The 19,500-nt window shown below is 71.3% G+C and carries 17 protein-coding genes; 12 read left to right on the top strand and 5 right to left on the bottom strand.

Annotated features, from left to right (window positions below):
- Positions 1–125: 125 nt before the first annotated feature.
- Complete coding sequence (locus IW249_RS06300; protein WP_307788535.1) at positions 126–728, top strand: uridine kinase family protein; 603 nt, start codon at positions 126–128, stop codon at positions 726–728.
- A gap of 19 nt (positions 729–747) precedes the next feature.
- On the opposite strand, the gene IW249_RS06295 is transcribed toward IW249_RS06300, so the two are convergent.
- A complete protein-coding gene (locus tag IW249_RS06295) occupies positions 748–1,359 on the bottom strand; it encodes a DinB family protein (RefSeq protein ID WP_231392423.1) in 612 nt (203 codons plus the stop codon).
- A gap of 105 nt (positions 1,360–1,464) precedes the next feature.
- Here IW249_RS06295 and IW249_RS06290 point away from each other — a divergent pair, with 105 nt between their 5' ends.
- Complete coding sequence (locus tag IW249_RS06290; RefSeq protein WP_196919897.1) at positions 1,465–1,962, top strand: NUDIX hydrolase; 498 nt, start codon at positions 1,465–1,467, stop codon at positions 1,960–1,962.
- A gap of 141 nt (positions 1,963–2,103) precedes the next feature.
- On the opposite strand, the gene IW249_RS06285 is transcribed toward IW249_RS06290, so the two are convergent.
- Entirely contained in the window at positions 2,104–2,352 is a 249-nt protein-coding gene (locus tag IW249_RS06285; RefSeq protein WP_196919896.1) for a hypothetical protein, read from the bottom strand.
- A 194-nt stretch (positions 2,353–2,546) separates the two neighbouring features.
- Between IW249_RS06285 and IW249_RS06280 the strand changes: the two genes are divergently transcribed.
- Together IW249_RS06280 and IW249_RS06275 are read left to right on the top strand one after the other, a co-directional pair.
- On the top strand, positions 2,547–3,347 hold the full coding sequence (locus tag IW249_RS06280; protein WP_196919895.1) for a 2OG-Fe(II)-dependent halogenase WelO5 family protein: 801 nt from the start codon (positions 2,547–2,549) through the stop codon (positions 3,345–3,347).
- 15 nt (positions 3,348–3,362) lie between these two features.
- Complete coding sequence (locus tag IW249_RS06275) at positions 3,363–4,304, top strand: threonine/serine dehydratase (RefSeq protein ID WP_196919894.1); 942 nt, start codon at positions 3,363–3,365, stop codon at positions 4,302–4,304.
- Between the two features lie 4 nt (positions 4,305–4,308).
- Here IW249_RS06275 and IW249_RS06270 read toward each other — a convergent pair whose 3' ends face one another.
- The gene (locus tag IW249_RS06270; protein ID WP_196919893.1) at positions 4,309–6,492 is read right to left on the bottom strand and encodes a tetratricopeptide repeat protein; all 2,184 of its coding nucleotides are present in this window, start codon (positions 6,490–6,492) and stop codon (positions 4,309–4,311) included.
- A gap of 250 nt (positions 6,493–6,742) precedes the next feature.
- On the opposite strand from IW249_RS06270, the gene IW249_RS06265 reads away from it, so the two are divergent.
- Positions 6,743–7,231, top strand: a complete 489-nt coding sequence (locus IW249_RS06265) for a hypothetical protein (RefSeq protein ID WP_196919892.1) — start codon at positions 6,743–6,745, stop codon at positions 7,229–7,231.
- A 54-nt stretch (positions 7,232–7,285) separates the two neighbouring features.
- On the opposite strand, the gene IW249_RS06260 is transcribed toward IW249_RS06265, so the two are convergent.
- Complete coding sequence (locus tag IW249_RS06260) at positions 7,286–9,706, bottom strand: M28 family peptidase (protein ID WP_372432936.1); 2,421 nt, start codon at positions 9,704–9,706, stop codon at positions 7,286–7,288.
- Positions 9,707–9,996: 290 nt separating this feature from the next.
- On the opposite strand from IW249_RS06260, the gene IW249_RS06255 reads away from it, so the two are divergent.
- The 7 genes from IW249_RS06255 (at position 9,997) to IW249_RS06225 (ending at position 18,697) form a co-directional block, all read left to right on the top strand.
- Positions 9,997–11,196 carry a PP2C family protein-serine/threonine phosphatase gene (locus IW249_RS06255; protein ID WP_196919891.1) on the top strand — a complete coding sequence of 400 codons (1,200 nt, stop codon included), beginning with the start codon at positions 9,997–9,999 and terminating at the stop codon, positions 11,194–11,196.
- Complete coding sequence (locus IW249_RS06250; protein WP_307788534.1) at positions 11,193–12,926, top strand: sensor histidine kinase; 1,734 nt, start codon at positions 11,193–11,195, stop codon at positions 12,924–12,926. The genes IW249_RS06255 and IW249_RS06250 overlap by 4 nt, the downstream gene beginning before the upstream one ends.
- On the top strand, positions 12,923–13,375 hold the full coding sequence (locus IW249_RS06245) for a response regulator (RefSeq protein WP_196919890.1): 453 nt from the start codon (positions 12,923–12,925) through the stop codon (positions 13,373–13,375). The genes IW249_RS06250 and IW249_RS06245 overlap by 4 nt, the downstream gene beginning before the upstream one ends.
- Positions 13,368–14,177, top strand: coding sequence for an inositol monophosphatase family protein (locus tag IW249_RS06240; RefSeq protein WP_196919889.1), 810 nt, complete (start codon positions 13,368–13,370; stop codon positions 14,175–14,177). The genes IW249_RS06245 and IW249_RS06240 overlap by 8 nt, the downstream gene beginning before the upstream one ends.
- Before the next feature lie 180 nt (positions 14,178–14,357).
- The gene (locus IW249_RS06235) at positions 14,358–15,374 is read left to right on the top strand and encodes a coiled-coil domain-containing protein (RefSeq protein ID WP_196919888.1); all 1,017 of its coding nucleotides are present in this window, start codon (positions 14,358–14,360) and stop codon (positions 15,372–15,374) included.
- Positions 15,375–15,410: 36 nt separating this feature from the next.
- Positions 15,411–16,973 (top strand): fused MFS/spermidine synthase, encoded by a 1,563-nt coding sequence (locus IW249_RS06230; protein WP_231392421.1) that lies wholly within the window; start codon positions 15,411–15,413, stop codon positions 16,971–16,973.
- Between the two features lie 71 nt (positions 16,974–17,044).
- Positions 17,045–18,697 carry a serine/threonine-protein kinase gene (locus IW249_RS06225; RefSeq protein ID WP_196919887.1) on the top strand — a complete coding sequence of 551 codons (1,653 nt, stop codon included), beginning with the start codon at positions 17,045–17,047 and terminating at the stop codon, positions 18,695–18,697.
- A gap of 67 nt (positions 18,698–18,764) precedes the next feature.
- Here IW249_RS06225 and IW249_RS06220 read toward each other — a convergent pair whose 3' ends face one another.
- A complete protein-coding gene (locus IW249_RS06220) occupies positions 18,765–19,433 on the bottom strand; it encodes a potassium channel family protein (RefSeq protein WP_196919886.1) in 669 nt (222 codons plus the stop codon).
- Positions 19,434–19,500 lie beyond the last annotated feature (67 nt).

Genomic DNA, 19,500 nt, shown 5'->3' with positions numbered 1-19,500 from the left:
CGATGGTGCGTAGGTGCGACACGGGCGGCGACAGGTCATGACGCGGCATCATCGGCAGGCGTTGGGGGTACAAACCGTCGATGCGTCTACATCCCGGTGAGACCGAGGCCGTTGGCTGGCGGCTGGTGACCTTGTTCGACGCCGTCCGGCAGCTACGCGACGCATCACCGGATGTCACCGGACGCCCGCGGGTGATCGCGATCGACGGCCGGGGTGGTGCAGGTAAAACGACCCTGGCTGAGAGGCTGTGCAAGGTGGAGCCCAACTCCGCCATCGTGCACACCGACGACGTCGCCTGGAATCACGCCTACTTCGACTGGGGCGGCGTGCTCGCCGAGCACATCCTGCAACCCCTGCACCGAGGGGAGTCGGTGAACTTCCGTCCCGATGCCTGGATCAGCCACGACCGAGCCGGATCGATCACCATCCCTGCCGGCGCTGACTTCGTCTGGGTCGAGGGCACCGGCGTCATCCGGGACGAACTCGGCCCGTGGTTGGACGCCTCGGTGTACCTACAGGGTGATCTTGATGAGCAAGAGCGCTTACTCGTCGCTCGCGACGGCGACTCTTCCGAACAGCAGGAGCACGTGACGAACTGGCTGCGGGAGGAACTGCCCTTCATGCTGCGAGAACGACCGTGGTCCCGAGCCACCCTGATCGTCGCCGGCCCTCCGCGGATTGACCACGACCCGGACACCGAACTCGTCGTAGCCGCGCCGATTCGATGAAGCTCGCGGCCATGGAGCGTTACCGGGTCCAGACAGGTTCCGAAGCTCGATTGCCGGTGGCCGGAAAGCCATACTCGGCGCGCTGCGGCCCGTCCTGCCAGCGGTAGAGGTCGCGCAGCAGGGAAATCTCGGCGCCGTGATGGATCAGCTCCCTGTTGATGTGCAGGACGATGCCCTCCATCGGAAACTGCTCGGGGCCCACAGTGGGCGGATTCTCCAGGTCAACGTCCGAGAGCTCGCGGACCCCCGTGTTCCACCTCCCATACATCTCGTCGAGCTGTCTCAGCGCCTCGTCAGCGGTCCCCGCGTAGGCGAACGTCTGGGAGTCGACGTCCTGGCCGCCGAAGTGCCATCCGACCCGATAGCCCAGGCAGGAGACGATGATGTGCGCCAGCCGCCAGGCAATCGTGGTCACCGGCGCCGGAACCGGGTCAGGGGACGCGAAGTCCATCGTCCATCCCCCCGAACCTGCCGACATCGGTGCGGCCGACGTGCCACGTGGGCGGATGCTCCAGCAGCCGCGCACCGGCTCCCAGAAGTACTCCTCATCGGCAAGACCGTCCAGCCGCGGCCGCAGGTTCTTGTGCCAGTGCCGGTCCAGCTGGTCCGCAATTCGCTCGCTCCTTGTCATCTCCCGCACGTTACCTACAGCGGGGCTGGTTCATGGCCCCGGGCGCATCAGGCCGCTATGCCGTCGTGTGCGTCGACGGTGGCCGTTGGCCCGTAGGGTGTCCTGATGTCGACGGTGAACCTGCGGCGATCGGCGCGTGCGGTCGTCGTCGATGAGGACGACAAGGTTCTGCTGCTCCGACTCGCCATTCCCGATCCGACTGGCACGATCGCCGTTTGGATCACTCCCGGGGGTGGCGTCGAAGACGGTGAGACGCCACTGGCCGCCCTGCGGCGGGAGCTGCGCGAAGAGGTCGGTCTTGCTCTCGATGTCGACCCGCCTCAGGTCTGGCGCCAGGAGATAGTCGCCGCCGGCTTCGCACCCAGCCACGATGGCGTCGTGAACGACTACTTCCTCGTTCGCACCGCGTCGTTCACGCCACGCGGTGCGATGAGCGATGAGGAGCTCGCCGCCGAGCACGTCATCGGCTGGCGTTGGTGGTCGCTGTCGGAGATCAGGGAACACCGCGGACCGGAACTGTTCTCGCCACGGGACCTCGCCACACCGTTGGCCGCATTGATCGGTGACGGAGTACCAACCCAACCCGTCGCGCTCGGCCTGTGAACCCACACCCCTGCCGGACGTAGCGCCCGGCGAGTGCGATCGATCCATGATCATGTGATGAAAAGTAGGTTCGAGGAGCGAGTTTGACCTACTTCTCATCACATGATCACCGCGCAGCCGAAGCGCTGCGGAAGCGCTGCGTCAGCCCGTGAGGGCGTCGGCGCGGGTGCCGTGGCCGGCGGGGCGTCGGGACCAGCACTGTGGGCGCTGCCGGACGGCGAGCTCCAGAGCCTGATGGTCGGACTCGATCATTTCCCGGGCTATTCGACGCGCCATTTCCAGGCGGTCGACGTGCATGTCAAGATCCGTCGGGCCGGCGCCTGCCATCTCGAACTCCTTGTCAGCGTTCGAACTAGTCGCATCATGCGTCACGCCGAGAATCGTCACCATTCCCCGATCGGTGGAAAGCTTCCGCCGTACGGTTCGGTGTCGCGTACCCCGGTTGCGCCGATGGTAGCGGTGGCCGCGCCAACTCGCCCGGAACTGCGGATACCTCGCCTTGCCTGCGGTTTGTACATTGCACGGTGCGCGGATCGGGGGGCGCGACAAGTCCGGTGAGGGATCTTCGTTACGGGAGGACCGCCGTGCAGCATTCGAGCACTACCGATCCCTTTTTCGTCGCCGTCGAATCCGAGTCGATCACCCGGGCGGATGTCGCCGGGCTCATCGCGGGGCGGCTTGCGGCCGTCCGGGTGCCGCGATTGCTCTCCGCGGCCCGCTGTCACGCGATCACCGCCGCCCTCGCCAACGCGCCGATGGACCGCTACGACGAGAGCCGGGTCTTTCCCGTCGTCGCCAAGTTCGGCCCGGCCATCAACGATCACCGGTCCGCCGGTGAACTCCGCGAGGACTACTGGGACGCGGCCCGCGCGGCCGAGAAGAGCTGGTCAACGCTGGGTCTGTCGGACTCTCCCCGGGCGCTGTGCCTGGCCGCGTTCGGAGGCGCCTGGCCGGACGTCGCACCCGGGCGGCGGCAGGGTCGGGAGATGCACGTCGGCATCGTCCGCGAGATCAACGCGGGGCTCCAGGTGCACTTCGACGACGCGGTCCGGGAGTACGCGGGTCGGTTGCTCGACAGCGAGGTGGTGGCGCAGTTGGCGTTCAACATCTACATCCGGGTGCCGCCGGCCGGTGGGGAGACCGTGCTGTGGCGGCGGCGCTGGCAGCCGGACGACGAGCCGCTGCGGATCCCCGGCGGGTACGGCTTCCAGGAGGCGGTGGGCGCCGACACGCAGTCGTTGACGCTGCGCCCCACGCTCGGGGAGGGCTTCCTGTTTGATCCGCGGCACTACCACACGGTGCGTCCCGCGTCGGATGGCCGACGGATCTCCATAGGATGTTTCGTCGGGCTCACCGACGATGGTCGACTGGCCCTCTGGTCGTAGTGAAGGGCGTTCCCCATGGTGGACAGAAGCGACGTCGAGGCGGCCGCAGCCCTCGTCGAGGGGCGGGTCCGGGAAACCCCGGTCATCGCCGTCGACGGTGCCGATCTGGGTGTGCCCGGGCAGCTCAGCCTCAAGTTGGAGTTGCACCAGCACACCGGCTCGTTCAAGCCGCGTGGCGCGTTCAACCGGATGCTCCAGGGTTCGTTGCCCTCGGCCGGGGTGATCGCCGCGTCGGGTGGCAACCACGGCCTCGCCGTCGCGTACGCGGCCCGGTCGCTGGGCGTGCCGGCGGAGGTCTTCGTGCCGGTCACCGCCTCACCGGTGAAGGTGCAGCGGTTGGCCGGGTTGGGCGCCCAGGTGCGCCAGGTGGGCCAGCACTACGCCGAGGCGTTGGCGGCGAGCACCCAGCGGGCCGGGGAGACCGGCGCGCTCGTCGTGCACGCGTACGACCAGCCGGAGGTGGTGGCCGGTCAGGGCACCGTCGGCCGGGAGCTGGAGCGGCAGGTGGACGGGATCGACACAGTGCTGGTGGCGGTCGGTGGCGGCGGGTTGGTCTCCGGTATCGCCAGTTGGTTCGGTGGGTCGGTACGCGTCGTCGCTGTCGAACCCGAGCAGATCCCCACCCTGCACTCGGCCCTCAAGGCGGGCCGGCCGGTCGACATCGAGGTGGGTGGCATCGCCACCGATTCGTTGGGTGCCCGGCGGATCGGCGAGATCGCCTTCGACACCGCCCGCCGCACCGAGGTGGTGTCCGTACTGGTTCGCGACGAGGACCTGGTGCGGGCGCGCCGGTTGCTCTGGTCGGAGCTGCGGGTGGCGGCCGAGTTGGGTGGTGCCGCCGCGTTGGCCGCGCTGGTCGGCGGCGCGTACGTGCCGCAGCCGGGGGAGCGGGTAGCCGTGATCATCTGCGGTGGCAACACCGACCCGAGCGACCTGGGCCCGGCCGCGCCGCACTGACCGTTCAGTCGCCGTTCCGCAGCCGGCGCAGCGCGTGCTCCACCTGGAGGGTGTCCAGGTGTGTGTCGCCGAGGAGCCGCCGGCGGTCGGCCAGCAACTGCTCGTACACCTCGATCGCCGCGTCGACCTGCTCCTCCAGCAGCAGCACCAGTCCCAGGGTGGACCGGATGGCGAGCACCTCGCTGCGGTCGGCGTGCCGGGGTTCCACTGTGGCCAGGGTGGCCCGCAGTTCGGCCTCCGCCTCGGCGAGCCGGCCCTGCGCCTGCATGCAGCGGGCCAGCGTGTGCCGGGCCTGCCAGGTCTCCGGTTGGTTGAGCGGCCACAACCGGTAGCGGACCTCCAGGATGGCGTGCAGCATCTCCTCTGCCTCGGGTGCCCGTTGCTGGGCGAGCACCGCCAGGGCCAGGCTGTGCCGCACGATCATGGTGTCCCAGTGTTCCGGGCCGCGTACCTGGTCCTCGGCGGCGACGATCTGACGCAGCTCCAACTCGGCCTCCGGCCACTGGCGCTGCGCCATGATCGCCTTGGTGAGCTTGTGTCGGCTGGCGAGGGTGTCGGCGTCGTCGCTGCCCAGCACCCTGGTGCGGTCCGCGATGACCTCGCGGAGCACCCGGTCGGCCATCTCCGGCTGGTTGCGCTCCAACCAGGTGCGGCCCAGCTCGTGGCGCAGCGCCAGCACCTGCGGCCGGTCCAGGTCGTGGTCGTACGCGGCGCAACCGCGCACGATCGGGTCGAGGATGTCGAAGGCCGAGCCGGGTAGGCCGACCGCGATGAGGTAGCGGGCGGTGAGCCGGGTCAGCTCCAGCGCCCGGCGTACCGTCTCGGGGTCGTGCTTGTGTTTCTGCGGCACGAGGTATTCCCGCACGGCCTCGACCAGGTGTGGCACCAGCACGTCCCAGTTGGTCCAGGCCGCCGAGTCGTCCGGGTTCTGCCCCTCGGTGGCGGCGAGCAGCAGCTTCATGACCAGCCCGTGGTATTCGGCGATCTGCTCACGCACCTCGTCGCGGTCGCGGAACATCGCGTGCACGAGTGGGTGCAGCGAGAGCACGTGCGCGAACGCGGGGTCGGTGACCTCCTCGTGGACGTCGAAGTCGACAAGTGCCAGGTTGCCGATGCCCTCCAGCACCTTCACCCGCTGCCGGCTGGTGAGCCCCTTGAAGAGCGGTGACCCGGCCAGGATGGCCGGCTTGAGCACCACCTCGTAGGGCACCGGGGAGGTGCTCAGGCAGGCCAGCACGTGGAGCAGTGGTCGGCTCTGTTGGAGCTGGCGGCGGGCCAGCAGGTCCAGTGAGATGTCGTCGACCTCGCGGACGATCTCCAGGCCGAGGGACTCGTCGAGGTCGACGTCGGCGGCGTCGCGCGGTGAGCGGAACCGACGCTGCACCGCCGTGCGGTAGTCGGCGAAGGTGGTGATGGTGGACGAGCCCTGCCAGACCGGGCTGGCGTTCACCGACCGCAGGTAGTTGCCGGCGGCGCGCAGGGCGAGGGGTAGCCCGCCCAGCTCGCGGGCGAGTTCCCGGGCGTCGGCCAGGCCCCCGGCCTGGGCGCCGGCCCGGTCGATCAGCACCTGCGCGCCGGCGTCGGCGTCGAGCGGGCGCACCTGGTGCAGCACCGACCAGGTGCCCCAGGTGGACCGGTTGCCGTCCCGGCTGGTCACGATGACCATGCCGTCATCGGCCTCCGGGCTGCGCAGCCAGCCGGTGCCGTCGGCGAGCACTCCGTCGGTGGGGCCCAGGCTGGCGGGCTCGTCCGCACTGTCGAAGATCAACAGCCAGGGTTGCGCGGCCTGGTTGAGGTAGCGCCACACCAGGTCGGTGGCGCTGATCATCCCGGCCCAGGCCTGGTCGACCTGGGTTTCCGACGCGCCGAGTTGGCTGACCACCTCCCGCATCCCGGAGTTGAGCCGCCCAGCCTGCACCCACCACACCGTCCGGCCGTCAGCCCGGGCGCGGCGGGCGATCTCCAGCGCGACGTGGCTCTTGCCGGAGCCACCCATGCCACACAGGATGTGCACCGAAGGGCGGCCCCCGGCGGTTTCCCCCGGTTGGACGATCTCGTCGATCAGGTCGTCGCGCCCGTGCAGCGGGCTGTCCAGTCGCCCGAGCGGTGGATCGACGGAGACACGACTCGGCCGGTCGTACGCGGGCCGGGGCGCGCCGGCATCCTCGGGTGGAACGTCCGCAGTCAATGCGGTCCCCCTTTGGTGGCGAATTTCGCAATGGGGCCGGCGGCGAAAGATCCTGTCCATCTGATGGACAGTCGGAGGGATTGCCACCCGCACCATGTCGACCGCAAGCGTATCCATCCCCGTACTGGGTTGCACACTCTCCGTTTAGGCCGCCGGGCTGACCGGAATCGGTGCCGGAATTCCCAATTCGCGGCTGATTCCAGCCGATCCGCCGGGCGCGGCACTCGACAGGTGCATCCACGATGGACCTATGAACTGGTCGCCAATCCAGGACGTCATCGACTGGGGTTCCGTGCCGGACTGGTTCGGCGCGGTCGGCTCGATCGCCAGCGTGCTCTTCGTCTATCTCGGATTGCGGCGGGAGATTCGCGCCCGTCGTAGCGACGACCTGCGGATCCGGGCCACCCAGGCCCGGTTGGTGTCGGCGGTGGCCGAGATCCGCGGCACCTCGGTGCTGCGGGTCGCCGTGGCCAACGAGAGTGACGCCCCGGTGCTGGACGTGGTGGCGCTGGCTCGACTGGTCCCGCCCGACGATCCGGACGCCCCGCCGGTCGGGTTGGCCCCGGCGAAACAGGTCCGTCGGATTCCTGGTCGCGATGTGCACGACCTCTTCGTCACCGTCGCGGCGGAGCACCGGCTCCGCCCGGGCGACACCGTTCTGGTGGACCTCACCTTCACCGATCACGACGGTAATCGCTGGCACCGGGTCGGTACCGGCCAACCGGAGCCGGTGGGCTGACCGGAAAGGGTGGTCCGGCGGAAGAACGCTCCCGCCGGACCACCCCGTTTCACCTCAGAGGGGATAGGTGCGCGCGACCGCCAACATCTCCGAGCTGTGCGACCCGACGACGCCGACAGCCGGCGGCCGGGGGCGGAAGCCGGGCAGCGCGTCCAATCCGTCACTGGCGTCCATCGCCCGCAGCGCGACCTGCCCGGCGATCGGGCGCACTGTCAACGTGACCTCGACGCCCTCCGCCGGCGGGGCGTGGAACACCAGCCCGAAGCCCCACTTCCCGGCGCGGGGCTCCACCGGCACCGACCGCCCCGCCACGTCGGCGCGCAGCACGGTGGCGGTCGACGTGTCGACGTGCAGGGTGGCGAGCCGGGCCGCCCGCTGTGGGGTGAGCCGCAGCCGCAGTGTGCGTTCGCCACCCGCGGTGGCGTCGGCCACCACCTCCAGCTTCGGCGCCGGCAGGTTCGCCGACTGCGCCGGGCCGGCCCGCAGCTCGCCGTCGCCGAGGCCGGGGAAGTCGTCGCCGACGTCGGTGACCCCGTCCACGTACCCGTCCGTCCACGGCTGCGGGTCGCTCTCGTGGCTGAGCCAACGGGCCTGGCCGGTGCCGGCGTCCATGGCGTACATCAGGTGGGTGGGCGCGGGGTGGGCGGCGTCGAAGCGGTCGACACCCAGGCCGACCCCGGCGAGCACCACCGCCGCGACGGCGGCGGCACCGGCCGGAAGCACCGCGAGCCGCCGGGCCCGCAGCGCGAGCAGGCCACGCTGGCCGCCGGCCTGCGGGTGCAGCAGGTCGACCACCGGCAGGGCGACCAGGCCGAGCAGCACCGCGACCAGCGCGGCCACGCCGCCCATGGCCATCCCCAGCGCGGGGAAGAGCAGCACCACTGTGGGCAACAGGATGACCACACCGACGGCCGCGGCGGCCGTCACCGCCACCACCGGCCACGGCCCGGTCTGCCGGGTACGCAGTGCGACCAGCCCGCCGAGGGCGCCGGCCAGCGCCGGCACTGTGGTGAGGTACGCCCCACCCGGCACTGCCACGGCGAGCAGCACCCCGAGCACTGCCAGCCAGGCCAGCCCGCCGACGGCGAGCGCGGCCGGGCCGATCCGGCGGCGGGTCAGCGCGTACCAGGTGAACACGATGGCGGTGGCGAGCGCCAGGACGGCCAGTCGGTACCAGATCGGCCGGTACGGGTCGAGCAGCTCCGCGTACCCCGGTCGGATCGTGGTGATGGCCAGCCAGAGCAGTTGGGCGGCGACCGGCGCGGCGACGATCGGCACCAGGGCCAGCGCGAAGCCGGCGGCCAGCCGGCCGGTGCTGGTCCGGCCGCTGCGGCGGGTCAGCCAGCCCAGGGCGGCCACCAGGGCCACCGCGAGCAGGGCCAGCGGCACCGTGAGCCAGCCCGGGTAGCGGACCAGCCCGCCGGGGACGGGGAAGTAGGTGGCGTCGTGCCCCGAGCGCAGGTCGGTCAGGTCGGTGCCACCGAACTCCCGGGCCAGGCCCAGCGCGTTGTCACCGTGCTGCTGGAGGCTGCCCCGGTCCATGGCTGCCGGAGTGTCCAACGGCGTGTGGTAGATCGCCCCGCCGTCGATGTACGCCGAGTTCAGCCCGACGAACTTCTCATCGAGGAAGGCGGTGAAATCGGTGTCGTTGGGCAGCGCGCGGTAGATCTCCACAGCGAACGAGGTGCCGACCGGGTGGGGGGCGGCCCGGCCGAAGATGTCCACCAGCTTCGCGTTGTTCCGGGACGTCTCGAACATGATCACCGGGCCGGTGGAGCCCCGCGCCTCCAGGTTGAGCACCACACCGCCGTCGGCGGCCAGCGGGTGGCTGGCGGCGAACGCGGCAGCGCCGCAGAGGCACGCCTCCTCGGCGTCGGTGAGCACGAAGACGATGTCGTTGCGGGGCCGGGGGCCGGTGGTCAGCGCGCGGGCCACCTCCAGGATGGTCGACGTGCCGGCCGCGTCGTCGTTGCCGCCCGGCCCGGTCTGTACCGAGTCGTAGTGGGAGACCAGGAAGACCCGGCCCGTCGAGTCGGTGCCGGGCAGCCGGGCCACCACGTTGCGGACCCGGGCCACTGTCGCCCCGCCCGCCGCCCCGCTGAGCTGACCGGCCTCCGGAGCCACAGTGTCCTGCACCTCGGTCTCCAGGCCCAGCCCCCGCAGCTGCTGCTCAAGGTGCGCGCGGACCTGCTCGTTGGCCGGGCTGCCAGCGACGTGCGGCCGGGCGGCGATCACCTGGACGTCCTGGTACGCCCGGCCGGCGCTGAACTCGTCCGCTGGCGCGTCGGCCGGCTTCGGAGCCGGGGTGCGCAGGTCGAGCAGGCTGCCGGCGCCGACAGCGGCCAGCGCGACCAGCGCCGCCGCGGCCGCCACGAGCCGCCGACGCGGCCGGGTCAGCGCGCGGTGGGCCGGGGGTACGCCCGGAATCGGACGGGGTGGCGTGCCCGTCGCGGCCGGGGTGGTGGGTGCGCCCACGGGGACTCCTCGGGGGGTGGTGGGGCCTGGGGTGGGATCATCCTGCCCGTCGGCGGCCGCGGACGGGATGGCCGGTAGGCCTGGGGTCCACCAGCCGCCCGGTTTGTCATCGGGCGGGCAGTGATGCGGCCCATCCCCGCCCGCGCCGCAGGCATCGTGTTGTGTGCGACCGTTGTCTAATACAGGATCAGCAGGGCACTCGGAAGGAGCCCGACATCACCAGCGAACTCCCGCGTCTCGCGGCGGTGACCCGGCCGCACCGGGGGACCGGCTCGGCCGGCTCCCCAGTCGTGCCGTATCCGCACGGTGGCCTGGCGCGGCATGCCAACCTGCCGCCGGGTGAGCGGCTGCGGGTGCTGCTGGTGGAGGACGACGAGGGCGACGCCTTCCTGGTCGGTGAGCTGCTCGCCGAGACGAACTCGATGATCGACCTGCTGGTCGCCACCAGCCTCCGGGAGGCGCGGCAGCGGATCGGCGGCGTCGACTGCGTCCTGCTCGATCTGGGCCTGCCCGACGCGCAGGGGCTGGACGGGCTGCGCCAGGTGTTGGAGATGTCCAGCGGTGCCGCGGTCTGTGTGCTGACCGGCCGCACGGACGAGCACCTGGGCGTGGTGGCGGTCGCCGAGGGTGCCCAGGACTACCTGGTCAAGGGCCAGGTCGACGGGGTGCTGCTGACCCGGGCGCTGCGTTACGCCGTGGAGCGTAAGCGGGCCGACGAGAACGCCCGCCGGCTGCGCGAGGTCGAGCTGCGCCAGGCCGAGTCGGCCCGACTCGAACGCGGTCTGCTGCCCCAACCGCTGATGACGACCGACCAGGTGGCGGTGCACACCTTCTACCGGCCCGGCCGGCACGCCGCGCTGATCGGCGGGGACTTCTTCGACGTGGTGCAGACCCATCCGGACCGCCTCGACCTGATCGTCGGCGACGTCTGTGGGCACGGGGTGGACGAGGCCGCGCTCGGGGTCGAGCTGCGGGTGGCCTGGCGGGCCCTGGTGCTCGCCCGGGTGCCGGACGACGAGGTGCTGCCCGCCCTGGAGCAGGTGCTGATGAGCGAGCGCCGTCTTCAGGAGATCTTCGCGACGGTGGCCACCATCAGACTGGACCTGGACGCCAACCGGGCCACCGTCCGCCTGGCCGGGCACCCGCCACCGCTGCTGCTCTCCGGCGGTCGGGTCGTCCCGGTGCCCGCGCCCGGCGGCCTGCTGCTGGGCGTACGACCGCGCCGGCCGATCGCCTACGACCTGGAGTTCGACACCGATGACTGGTCCCTGTTGATGTACACCGACGGCCTGATCGAGGGGCGGGTGGGCGCCGGCAACGAGCGGCTCGACGTGCCGGGCCTCAGCGGGTTGCTGGACGAGCCGGCGAACCGTTCGGTGTCGCTGCCCGAACTGCCGGCCTGGCTGGTCGGGCGGGCCGAGCGGCTCAACGGTGGCCCGCTCGCCGACGACGTGGCCATGCTGCTGGTCAGCCGGGGTGGTGGCCGGTGAAGCCGGTAATCGGCGGCTGGAGTCTGCGCCGCCGGGTGATCACTCTGCTCACCGTCGTGGGCGTGTTGCTGATCGGCCTGGCCGCCGCGGAGGCGGCGATGGCCGCCCGCAACCGCACCCAGATCGACGCCGTGCTGAACCAGACCGGCCCGTTGCGGGTGCAGTCGCAGGAACTGCTCAACGCGCTGCTCGACCAGGAGACGGCGATCCGGGGGTACGCGGTCAGCGGCGATCCGGCCGACCTCAGCCCTTACCGGGAGGGGTTGGAGCAGGAGAAGACCGTCGTCGCCTCGATGCGGACGCTGCTCGACGACTATCCACAGATCGGCCAGGAGCTGCGGATCGTCGAGGAACAGACGGCGCAGTGGCGGCAGTCGGTGGCGGAACCGGTGATCACCACCACCGAGCAGAGTGGCACCAGGGCCGGCCAGGCGTTGGTCACCGAAGCGGCCCGGCAGCAGTTCGACCAGGTGCGGTCGGCGGTGAACGACCTCCAGGAGGAGATCCTGACCGCCCGGGAGCAGGCCGCCTCCAACGTGCGCACCAGCAGCAACATCCTGGTCGTCCTTCTGATCGTCGCCGCGCTGGTGGTGGTCGTCGCCGGGGCGCTGCTGCTGCTCTCCCTGGACCGGATGGTCATCCGACCCCTGATCGGGCTCGCCGACCAGGTGCGCGAGGTCGCCGAGGGCGACTACCAGCACGGCATCGCCACCACCGGCCCACCGGAGTTCGTCCGGCTCGGCGAGGACGTGGACGCGATGCGGCAGAAGATCGCCGCCGACCTGGCCGAGGTCCGGGCCGCCCGCGAGCGCATCGAGTGGGTCAACAGTCAGCTCCAGAAGCAGGCCGAGGAGCTGACCCGGTCCAACCGTGACCTGGAGCAGTTCGCGTACGTGGCCTCACACGACCTGCAGGAACCGCTGCGTAAGGTCGCCAGTTTCTGCCAGCTGCTCCAGCGCCGTTACGCCGGGCAGCTCGACGAGCGGGCCGACCAGTACATCGCCTTCGCGGTGGACGGCGCGCAACGGATGCAACGCCTGATCAACGACCTGCTCGCGTTCTCCCGGATCGGGCGGCTCACCACCGGCTTCGTCGAGGTCGACCTCAACAAGGTGATGGGCGACGTGGCCGGCCAGACCGAGGCCGCCCGGCAGTACGCGGACGCCGAGTTGACCTGGACCGAGCTGCCGGTGATCTCGGGTGAGGAACCGCTGCTCACCAACCTGCTGGCAAACCTGGTCAGCAACTCGATCAAGTTCCGCCGTCCGGACGTTCCGTCGAAGGTGCACGTCTCGGCCCGGTTGGTGGGCTCCGAGTGGGAGATCACCTGCCAGGACAACGGCATCGGGATCGAGCCGGAGTTCGCCGACAAGATCTTCGTGATCTTCCAGCGGCTGCACTCGAAGGACGCGTACCCGGGCACCGGCATCGGGCTGGCGATCGTCAAGAAGATCGTCGAGTACCACGGCGGTCGCGTCTGGGTGGACACCGACGTGCCGGAGGGCACCGCGATCCGGTTCACCCTGCCGGCGCTTCCCCAGGACGTCGAGGCGGCTGCCGCCGCCGATCCCGCGGATGAGCCGAACGCCCCGACCGTTGGCGACCCGACGCCCTCGACCGAGGCGCCAGCGGCGCTGGAGGAGCAGGCCGACGGGGCGGACCAGCCGGACCGGGCCGACGAGAGGCCGGAAAGCGGTAGAACGGGTGACATGAGGGAGACGGTGGGATGACCGCGCCGGCGGATGGCAAGAGCCCGATCGAGGTCCTGCTCGTGGAGGACGACCCGGGTGACGTGCTGATGACCCAGGAGGCGTTCGAGGAACACAAGCTGCGTAACCGGCTGACCGTCGTCTCCGACGGGGCCGAGGCGCTCGCCTACCTGCGACGGGAGGGCCAGTACGCCGACGCGGTGGCGCCCGACCTGATCCTGCTCGACCTCAACCTGCCCCGCCGCGACGGCCGGGAGGTGCTGGAAGAGATCAAGAAGGACGAGAACCTGCGCCGGATCCCGGTGGTGGTGCTCACCACCTCCCAGGCCGACGAGGACATTCTGCGCAGCTACCAGCTGCACGCCAACGCCTACGTGACCAAGCCGGTGGACTTCGAGCGCTTCATCTCGGTGGTCCGTCAGATTGACGAGTTCTTCGTCAGCGTGGTCAAGCTGCCGCCGCGTGGCTGACACGCTGCTGGACGACGTCGGCGACCTGCTCTGGGAGGCCGCCGAGCAGGTCGTGCTGCCACTGTTCCGCAAGCTCGACGACGACGACGTGTCGGAGAAGGCGCCCGGCGAGGTGGTGACCGTCGCCGACCGCCGGGCCGAGGAACTGCTCTCGGCGGGGTTGCGACGGTTGCGGCCGGGCTCGATGGTGGTCGGCGAGGAGGGTGTCGCCGACGATCCGGGGTTGCTGCGGCACCTGCGCGACGGCGGGGACGTCTGGCTCGTCGACCCCGTCGACGGCACCGCCAACTTCGCCGCCGGTCGCCGGCCGTTCGCCCTGATGGTGTCGCTGTTGAGCGACGGGCGGCCGACCGCCGGCTGGATCCTCGACCCGCTCGCCGACACTCTCGCCGCCGGCTCGGCGGACGAGGGCACCCTGCTCAACGGTCGTCCGGTGGACGGCGCCGGTTCGGTGCCGCCGCTCGGCGAGCTGCGCGGCGTGGCGATGACCCGGTTCCTGCCGCCGGAGACCCGCGACCGGGTCCGCGCCGGCGGTCGGCGACTCGGTGAGCTGCTGCCCGGCCAGCACTGCGCAGGTCGGGAATACCTGGACATCCTCACCGGCGAGCAGCAGTTCGCCCTGTTCTGGCGCACCCTGCCCTGGGACCACGCCCCGGGCGCCGTGCTGGTCCGGGCCGCCGGTGGTGTCGCCCGCCGGTTCGACGGCGTCGACTACCACCCCGCCGACGAGGGCCACGGTCTGCTCGTCGCGGCCAACGAGCAGGTCTGGGCCGAGGTGCGCGACGCTCTGCTCAGCACCTGATCAGCGCGCTGAGCGACCGGGTTGGGACGCTCCGTCGACATCGGGGCAGCCCGAGGGTCATGGGGGTGGTCACCGGCCCGCAGTCCGGTATCGTGACCGGCGGTCTCCGCCAGCAGGCCGCCGACCGGCGCCGAAGTGCAATGTTCCTCGGGGGCCGGCGGTCGACGGAAGGACGCTTTCGTGCCCAGGACCAGGCTCAGCCCGCGGCTCGGTCGCCGCGCTCTGTTCGCCCTGCTCGCCGCAGTCGCGCTGGTGCTCGGCGGTGCCGCCGTGCCGGCGTACGCGGAGCCTGGCGAGGGGGGCAGCAAGAAGCTGCAGGACGCGCTGGAGCTGACCGCCAAGGGGCACATCGAGGCCAAGGCCAAACTCGACAACTCCAAGCGTCGCCAGACCGCGCTGACCGGCGAGCTGACGACGCTGGAGGGTCGGCTGGTCGGGCTCACCAGCCAGGTGGGCGAGGTGGCCGCCCAGTCGTACCGGGTTGGTCGGCTGAGCGCGGTCTCGATGCTGCTCAACACCGCCACGCCGGAGGCGTTCCTGCAACGCGCTGGCGACCTCGACCTGATGGCCCAACGGGACAGCAAGCGGCTGCGTGATCTCACCGAGGCCCGGCAGCAGGCGCAGCAGGCAAAGGTCGCCATCGACGCCGAGGTCCGCGAGCAGCAGAAGCAACTCGCCGTGATGGCGAAGAAGAAGAAAGAGGCCGAGGCGGCGCTCGCCGAGGTCAGTTCGGGCGGCAGCAACGGCTTCAGCGGTGGCAACTCCTCCTCGGCGAAGCCGGCGCCGCGTAACTCCGACGGGTCCTGGCCGTCGGAATCCTGCTCGGTGAACGACCCGACCACCTCCGGCTGCATCACCCCGCGCACGTTCCACGCGCTCAAGCAGACCCAGGCGGCCGGCTACAAGCGGCACGTCTCCTGCCACCGCAGCGGCGGTGGCGGCGAGCACCCGAAGGGCCGGGCCTGCGACTTCGCCGCTGCCACCAACGGCTTCGAGGATCGCAACGCGACCGGCGGCGACAAGGCGTACGGGGACAGCCTGGCCGCCTGGCACGTCCGCAACGCCGACCGGCTGGGCGTGCTCTACGTGATCTGGTACCGGCAGATCTGGCATCCCGGCACCGGTTGGCGCTCGTACAGTGGGAGCGGCAGTCCCGCCGCGACGCACACGAACCATGTTCATCTCTCGATGTACTGACCCGAAGCACCAGCTTCGCTGCGTACCATCGCGACGATGAGTTCCCCACCGTCCGACGTAGCGGCCCTGCCTGCGCCCCCGGCCCCGCCCGTGCCGATCACCGGCCGGGCGCTGCCCAACGGCCTGGCCGCCTTCCTGGTCTTCTTCTCCAGCGGTGCCGTGCTGGTGCTGGAGACCGTCGCCCTGCGCCTGGTCGGCCCGTACGTCGGGGTGACCCTCCAGGTGACCAGCTCGGTGATCGGCATCGCGCTGGCCGCCATCGCGTACGGGGCGTGGTTCGGCGGCTGGCTGGCCGACCGACGCAACCCGCGGGGTCTGCTGGCGCCGGCGTTGGTGCTGGCCGGCATCGCCACAGCGGTCACCCTGCCCGTCGTCCGGTACGCCGGTGAGGTGCTGCGCGGCGGTGCGGCCAGCGGCATCCTGCTGCTCGTCGCGCTGGCGGTGTTCGTGCCGGCCGCGCTGTTGGCCGCTGTCACCCCGTTGGTAGTGAAACTCCAGCTCGCCGACCTGCGTCGTACCGGCCAGGTGGTCGGTCGACTCTCCGGGATCGGCACCCTGGGCGGCATCACGGCAACCCTGCTCACCGGGTTCGTGCTGGTCGCCGCCCTGCGCAGCACCGTCATCCTGCTGACCCTGGCGGTCGCGCTCGGGCTGGTCGGCCTCGGCCTCGGCTGGTACCTGCGCCGGCAGGAGCCCACCGAACTGCCCGGTCCGGCTCGGGCCCGGGCCGCACTGGCAGTGCTCGGCCTGGCCGGGGCGGGGCTGACCACAGTGGCACCCAACCCGTGCGACATCGAGACGGCGTACCACTGCGCCCGGGTCACCTCGGACCCCGCCCGGCCCAGCGGGCGGACGCTGCTGCTCAACTCTGCCCAGCACTCGTACGTGGACCTCGCCGACCCGAAGCACCTGGAGTACGGGTACACGAAGTGGATCGGCGCGGTCGCCGACGTCGCCGCGCCGGCCGGTCGGCGGGTGGACGCGCTGCACCTGGGCGGCGGCGGGTTCACAGTGCCGCGTTACCTGACCGCCACCCGCCCCGGCACCGACAACCTGGTGTTCGAGATCGACGGCGGGCTGGTCGAGCTGGGCGAGCAGGAGCTGGACGTACGGCCGGGGCCGGAGCTTCGGGCGGTGGTGGGTGACGCACGGATGCTGGTGGCCGGTGAGCCGACCGACAGTCGTGACCTGGTGGTCGGTGACGCGTTCGGGCATCTTGTGGTGCCCTGGCACCTGGCCACCCGGGAGATGGCAGCCGACGTCCGGCGGGTGACCCGCCCCGGCGGCGTGTACGTGCAGAACGTCATCGACTACCCGCCGCTGCGGTTCATCCGCGCCGAGTTGGCCACGGTGGCCGCCGAGTTCGGGCACGTCGCGTTGATCGCGCCCCCGGAGGCGCTCGCCGAGGAGCAGGGCTCCAACTTCCTCATCGTCGGCTCCGACGCGCCGCTGCCGTTGGAGGCCGTTCGGGCCCGGCTGGCCGAGGTGGACCCGAAGGTCAGCCTGCTCTCCGGCGCGGCGCTGACGGACTTCGTCGGTGGGGCGATGGTGTTGACCGACGACTACGCCCCGGTGGACCAACTGCTGGCCACCGCCTGATCGGGTGACAATCGTGACCGATTCCGATACTCCAGGTGTAGGCCGGTTGATCCTGGGCAACAACGGTCACCATGGGTGGTGGGGACCGAAACGGCGCGCAGTTGCTCGATGAGCGGTACCGGCTGATCGAGCAGCTCGGCGCGGGTGGCATGTCGGTGGTCTGGCGTGGCTACGACGAGGTGCTCGGCCGCCAGGTCGCGGTGAAGGTGCTGGCGTCCCGGCTGGCCAGCGACCGAGCCTTCCGCCACCGCATCCGGATCGAGGCGCAGGCCGCCGCGCGGCTCTGCCACCCCAACATCACCAACGTGTACGACTACGGCGAGTCCGAGCAGGTCGGGCTGACCGTGCCGTACGTGGTGATGGAGCTGGTCGACGGCGCTTCGCTGGCCAGCCGGTTGGGCCGGGAGAGCCGGCTGCCGTGGCGGGAGGCGGTGACCATCGGCGCCGAGGTCAGCTCGGCGCTGGCCACCGCGCACGCCCGAGGTGTGGTGCACCGCGATGTCACCCCGGGCAACGTCATGCTCACCTCGACCGGGGTCAAGGTGGTCGACTTCGGCATCTCCGCGCTCGTCGGGGAGAGCGAGAAGGGGCCGGACGGCGCGCTGTTGGGCACTCCCGCGTACCTCGCCCCGGAGCGGCTGGACAACGGCCAGGTCTCCCCGGCCACCGACGTGTACGCCGTGGGGCTGCTGCTCTACCGGATGCTCACCGGCCGACTGCCGTGGCAGGCCAACACCACCACCCAGATGCTGCGTGCCCACATGTACAGCGACCCGGATCCGATGCCGGAGGTGCCGGGGCTGCCCGACGAGGTGACCGACCTGGTGCGGCGCTGCCTGGCCAAGCAACCCGCAGACCGGCCGGCGACCGCCGAGGTGGCCCGGACCCTCGCCGACGCGGCGGGGATGCTGGCGGCGGTGCCGGTCTCCCCGGCCGGAGGGCCGCTGGACGCGGCCGCGCTCGCCAGCGCGGGCACCACGATCCTGCCCTGGTCGGCGGAGACCGACGCGTTGCCGATCTCCCGTACCCGCCAACGGGACCGGAGGGTGCGCCAGCGGGTGAGCCGTCGTCGGCGTGTCGAGGCCGGGGTGGCCGCCGTGGGGCTGATCGCGGTCACCGGGGCGATGTGGGGATTCACCTCGCGCAGCCCGGCCAGCGGCGGCGACCGGCCGACGACCGAGGCCCGGATGGGTCTGCCGGCGGCGGCGCCCTGCGAGGTGGCGTACGCGCTGCGCACCGACTCCGGCACCGAGTTCGCCGCCGAGCTGACCCTCACCAACACCAGTGGCCGTGAGCTGCGGGACTGGACGATGAGCTTCACCTTCCCCGGGCAGCAGAAGGTGACGAAGGCGGAGCCCGCGCCGGTGCACCAGCAGGGGAGCACTGTGCTCGTCCGGCCGGCGGCCCAGCGCACCACGCTGGCGCCCGGTGCGGCCGAGAAGGTGACCCTCACGGGTAGGTACAGCGGGGCGAACCCGTTGCCTGTCGAGTTCCGGCTCGGCGAGGCGACCTGCGGGGTTCGGGTGTCCGGGGTGGCCGGCAGCGTGCCGTCCACGGCCCCGCCGAGCAAGGCCGCCACGACGAAGGCGCCGCCCAAGGCCGCGAAGGGGCCCAGCGGCTCCGGTTCGGGTGGCGGTGCGTCGAAGGCCAAGCCGCCGAAGCCTCCCAAGGCTCCCGCGAAGGCCAAGGCCGCGGGTGGTGGTCCGGGAAAAGCGGCAAGGTGACCAAGGGGCCGGGTGGTCACCGGAAGAAGTAGGCAGGCCACACCGAGGCCGGTCGGCGTGCGGCGGGTCAGCGCATGCCGGCGAATCGCTGCACCTGGTCGATCCCACCCTCGACGATGACCACCCCACCCCGGGGGAGTGCGATGTCGTCGGACGCGTACCGGAAGCGCTCGCCCGGCAGCTTGGCGCCGATCACGCGAATCCCGTAGCGCTCCTCCGGTCGCAGGTCGACCAGGGTGCGGCCGACCAGGGACTCCGGCACCCGGACGGTGGCGATCGCGAAGTCGTCGTCGAACTCGATGAAATCGAGCAACCGGCTCACGATCAGGTGCGCGACACGGTCCCCGGTCTCCGCCTCCGGGAAGATCACGTGATGCGCGCCCACCGACGCCAGGATCTTGGCGTGCTTCTGCGACGTCGCCCGCGCCCAGATCTGGGGCACACCCAGCTCGACCAGCGCCAACACGGTGAGGACACTCGCCTCCACCGAGGCCCCGATGGCCACCACCGCCCGCCCGAAACTGGTGATGCCCAGTTGCCGCAGCGCCCCATCCTCGGTCGCGTCGGCCTGAACCACACGGTCGAGCTGCGCCGACCAGCGCTGCACCTTCGCCGGGCTGCGGTCGATCGCCAACACCTCGCGGTTCATCCGGGTCAGCGACCCGGCCAGGTGACAACCGAATCGACCCAACCCGATCACCACGATGCCGCCGCTGTCCGCCCGTCTAGCCGACACCTCGGCCCTCCCTGCTTCCAAGGGCGGGTCTCCGACGCGCGGGCCGCCCGACACGTCCGAAACACGC

Source organism: Micromonospora vinacea (assembly GCF_015751785.1).
GTDB lineage: Bacteria > Actinomycetota > Actinomycetes > Mycobacteriales > Micromonosporaceae > Micromonospora > Micromonospora vinacea.
This window is presented reverse-complemented; position numbering and strand designations above follow the sequence as displayed.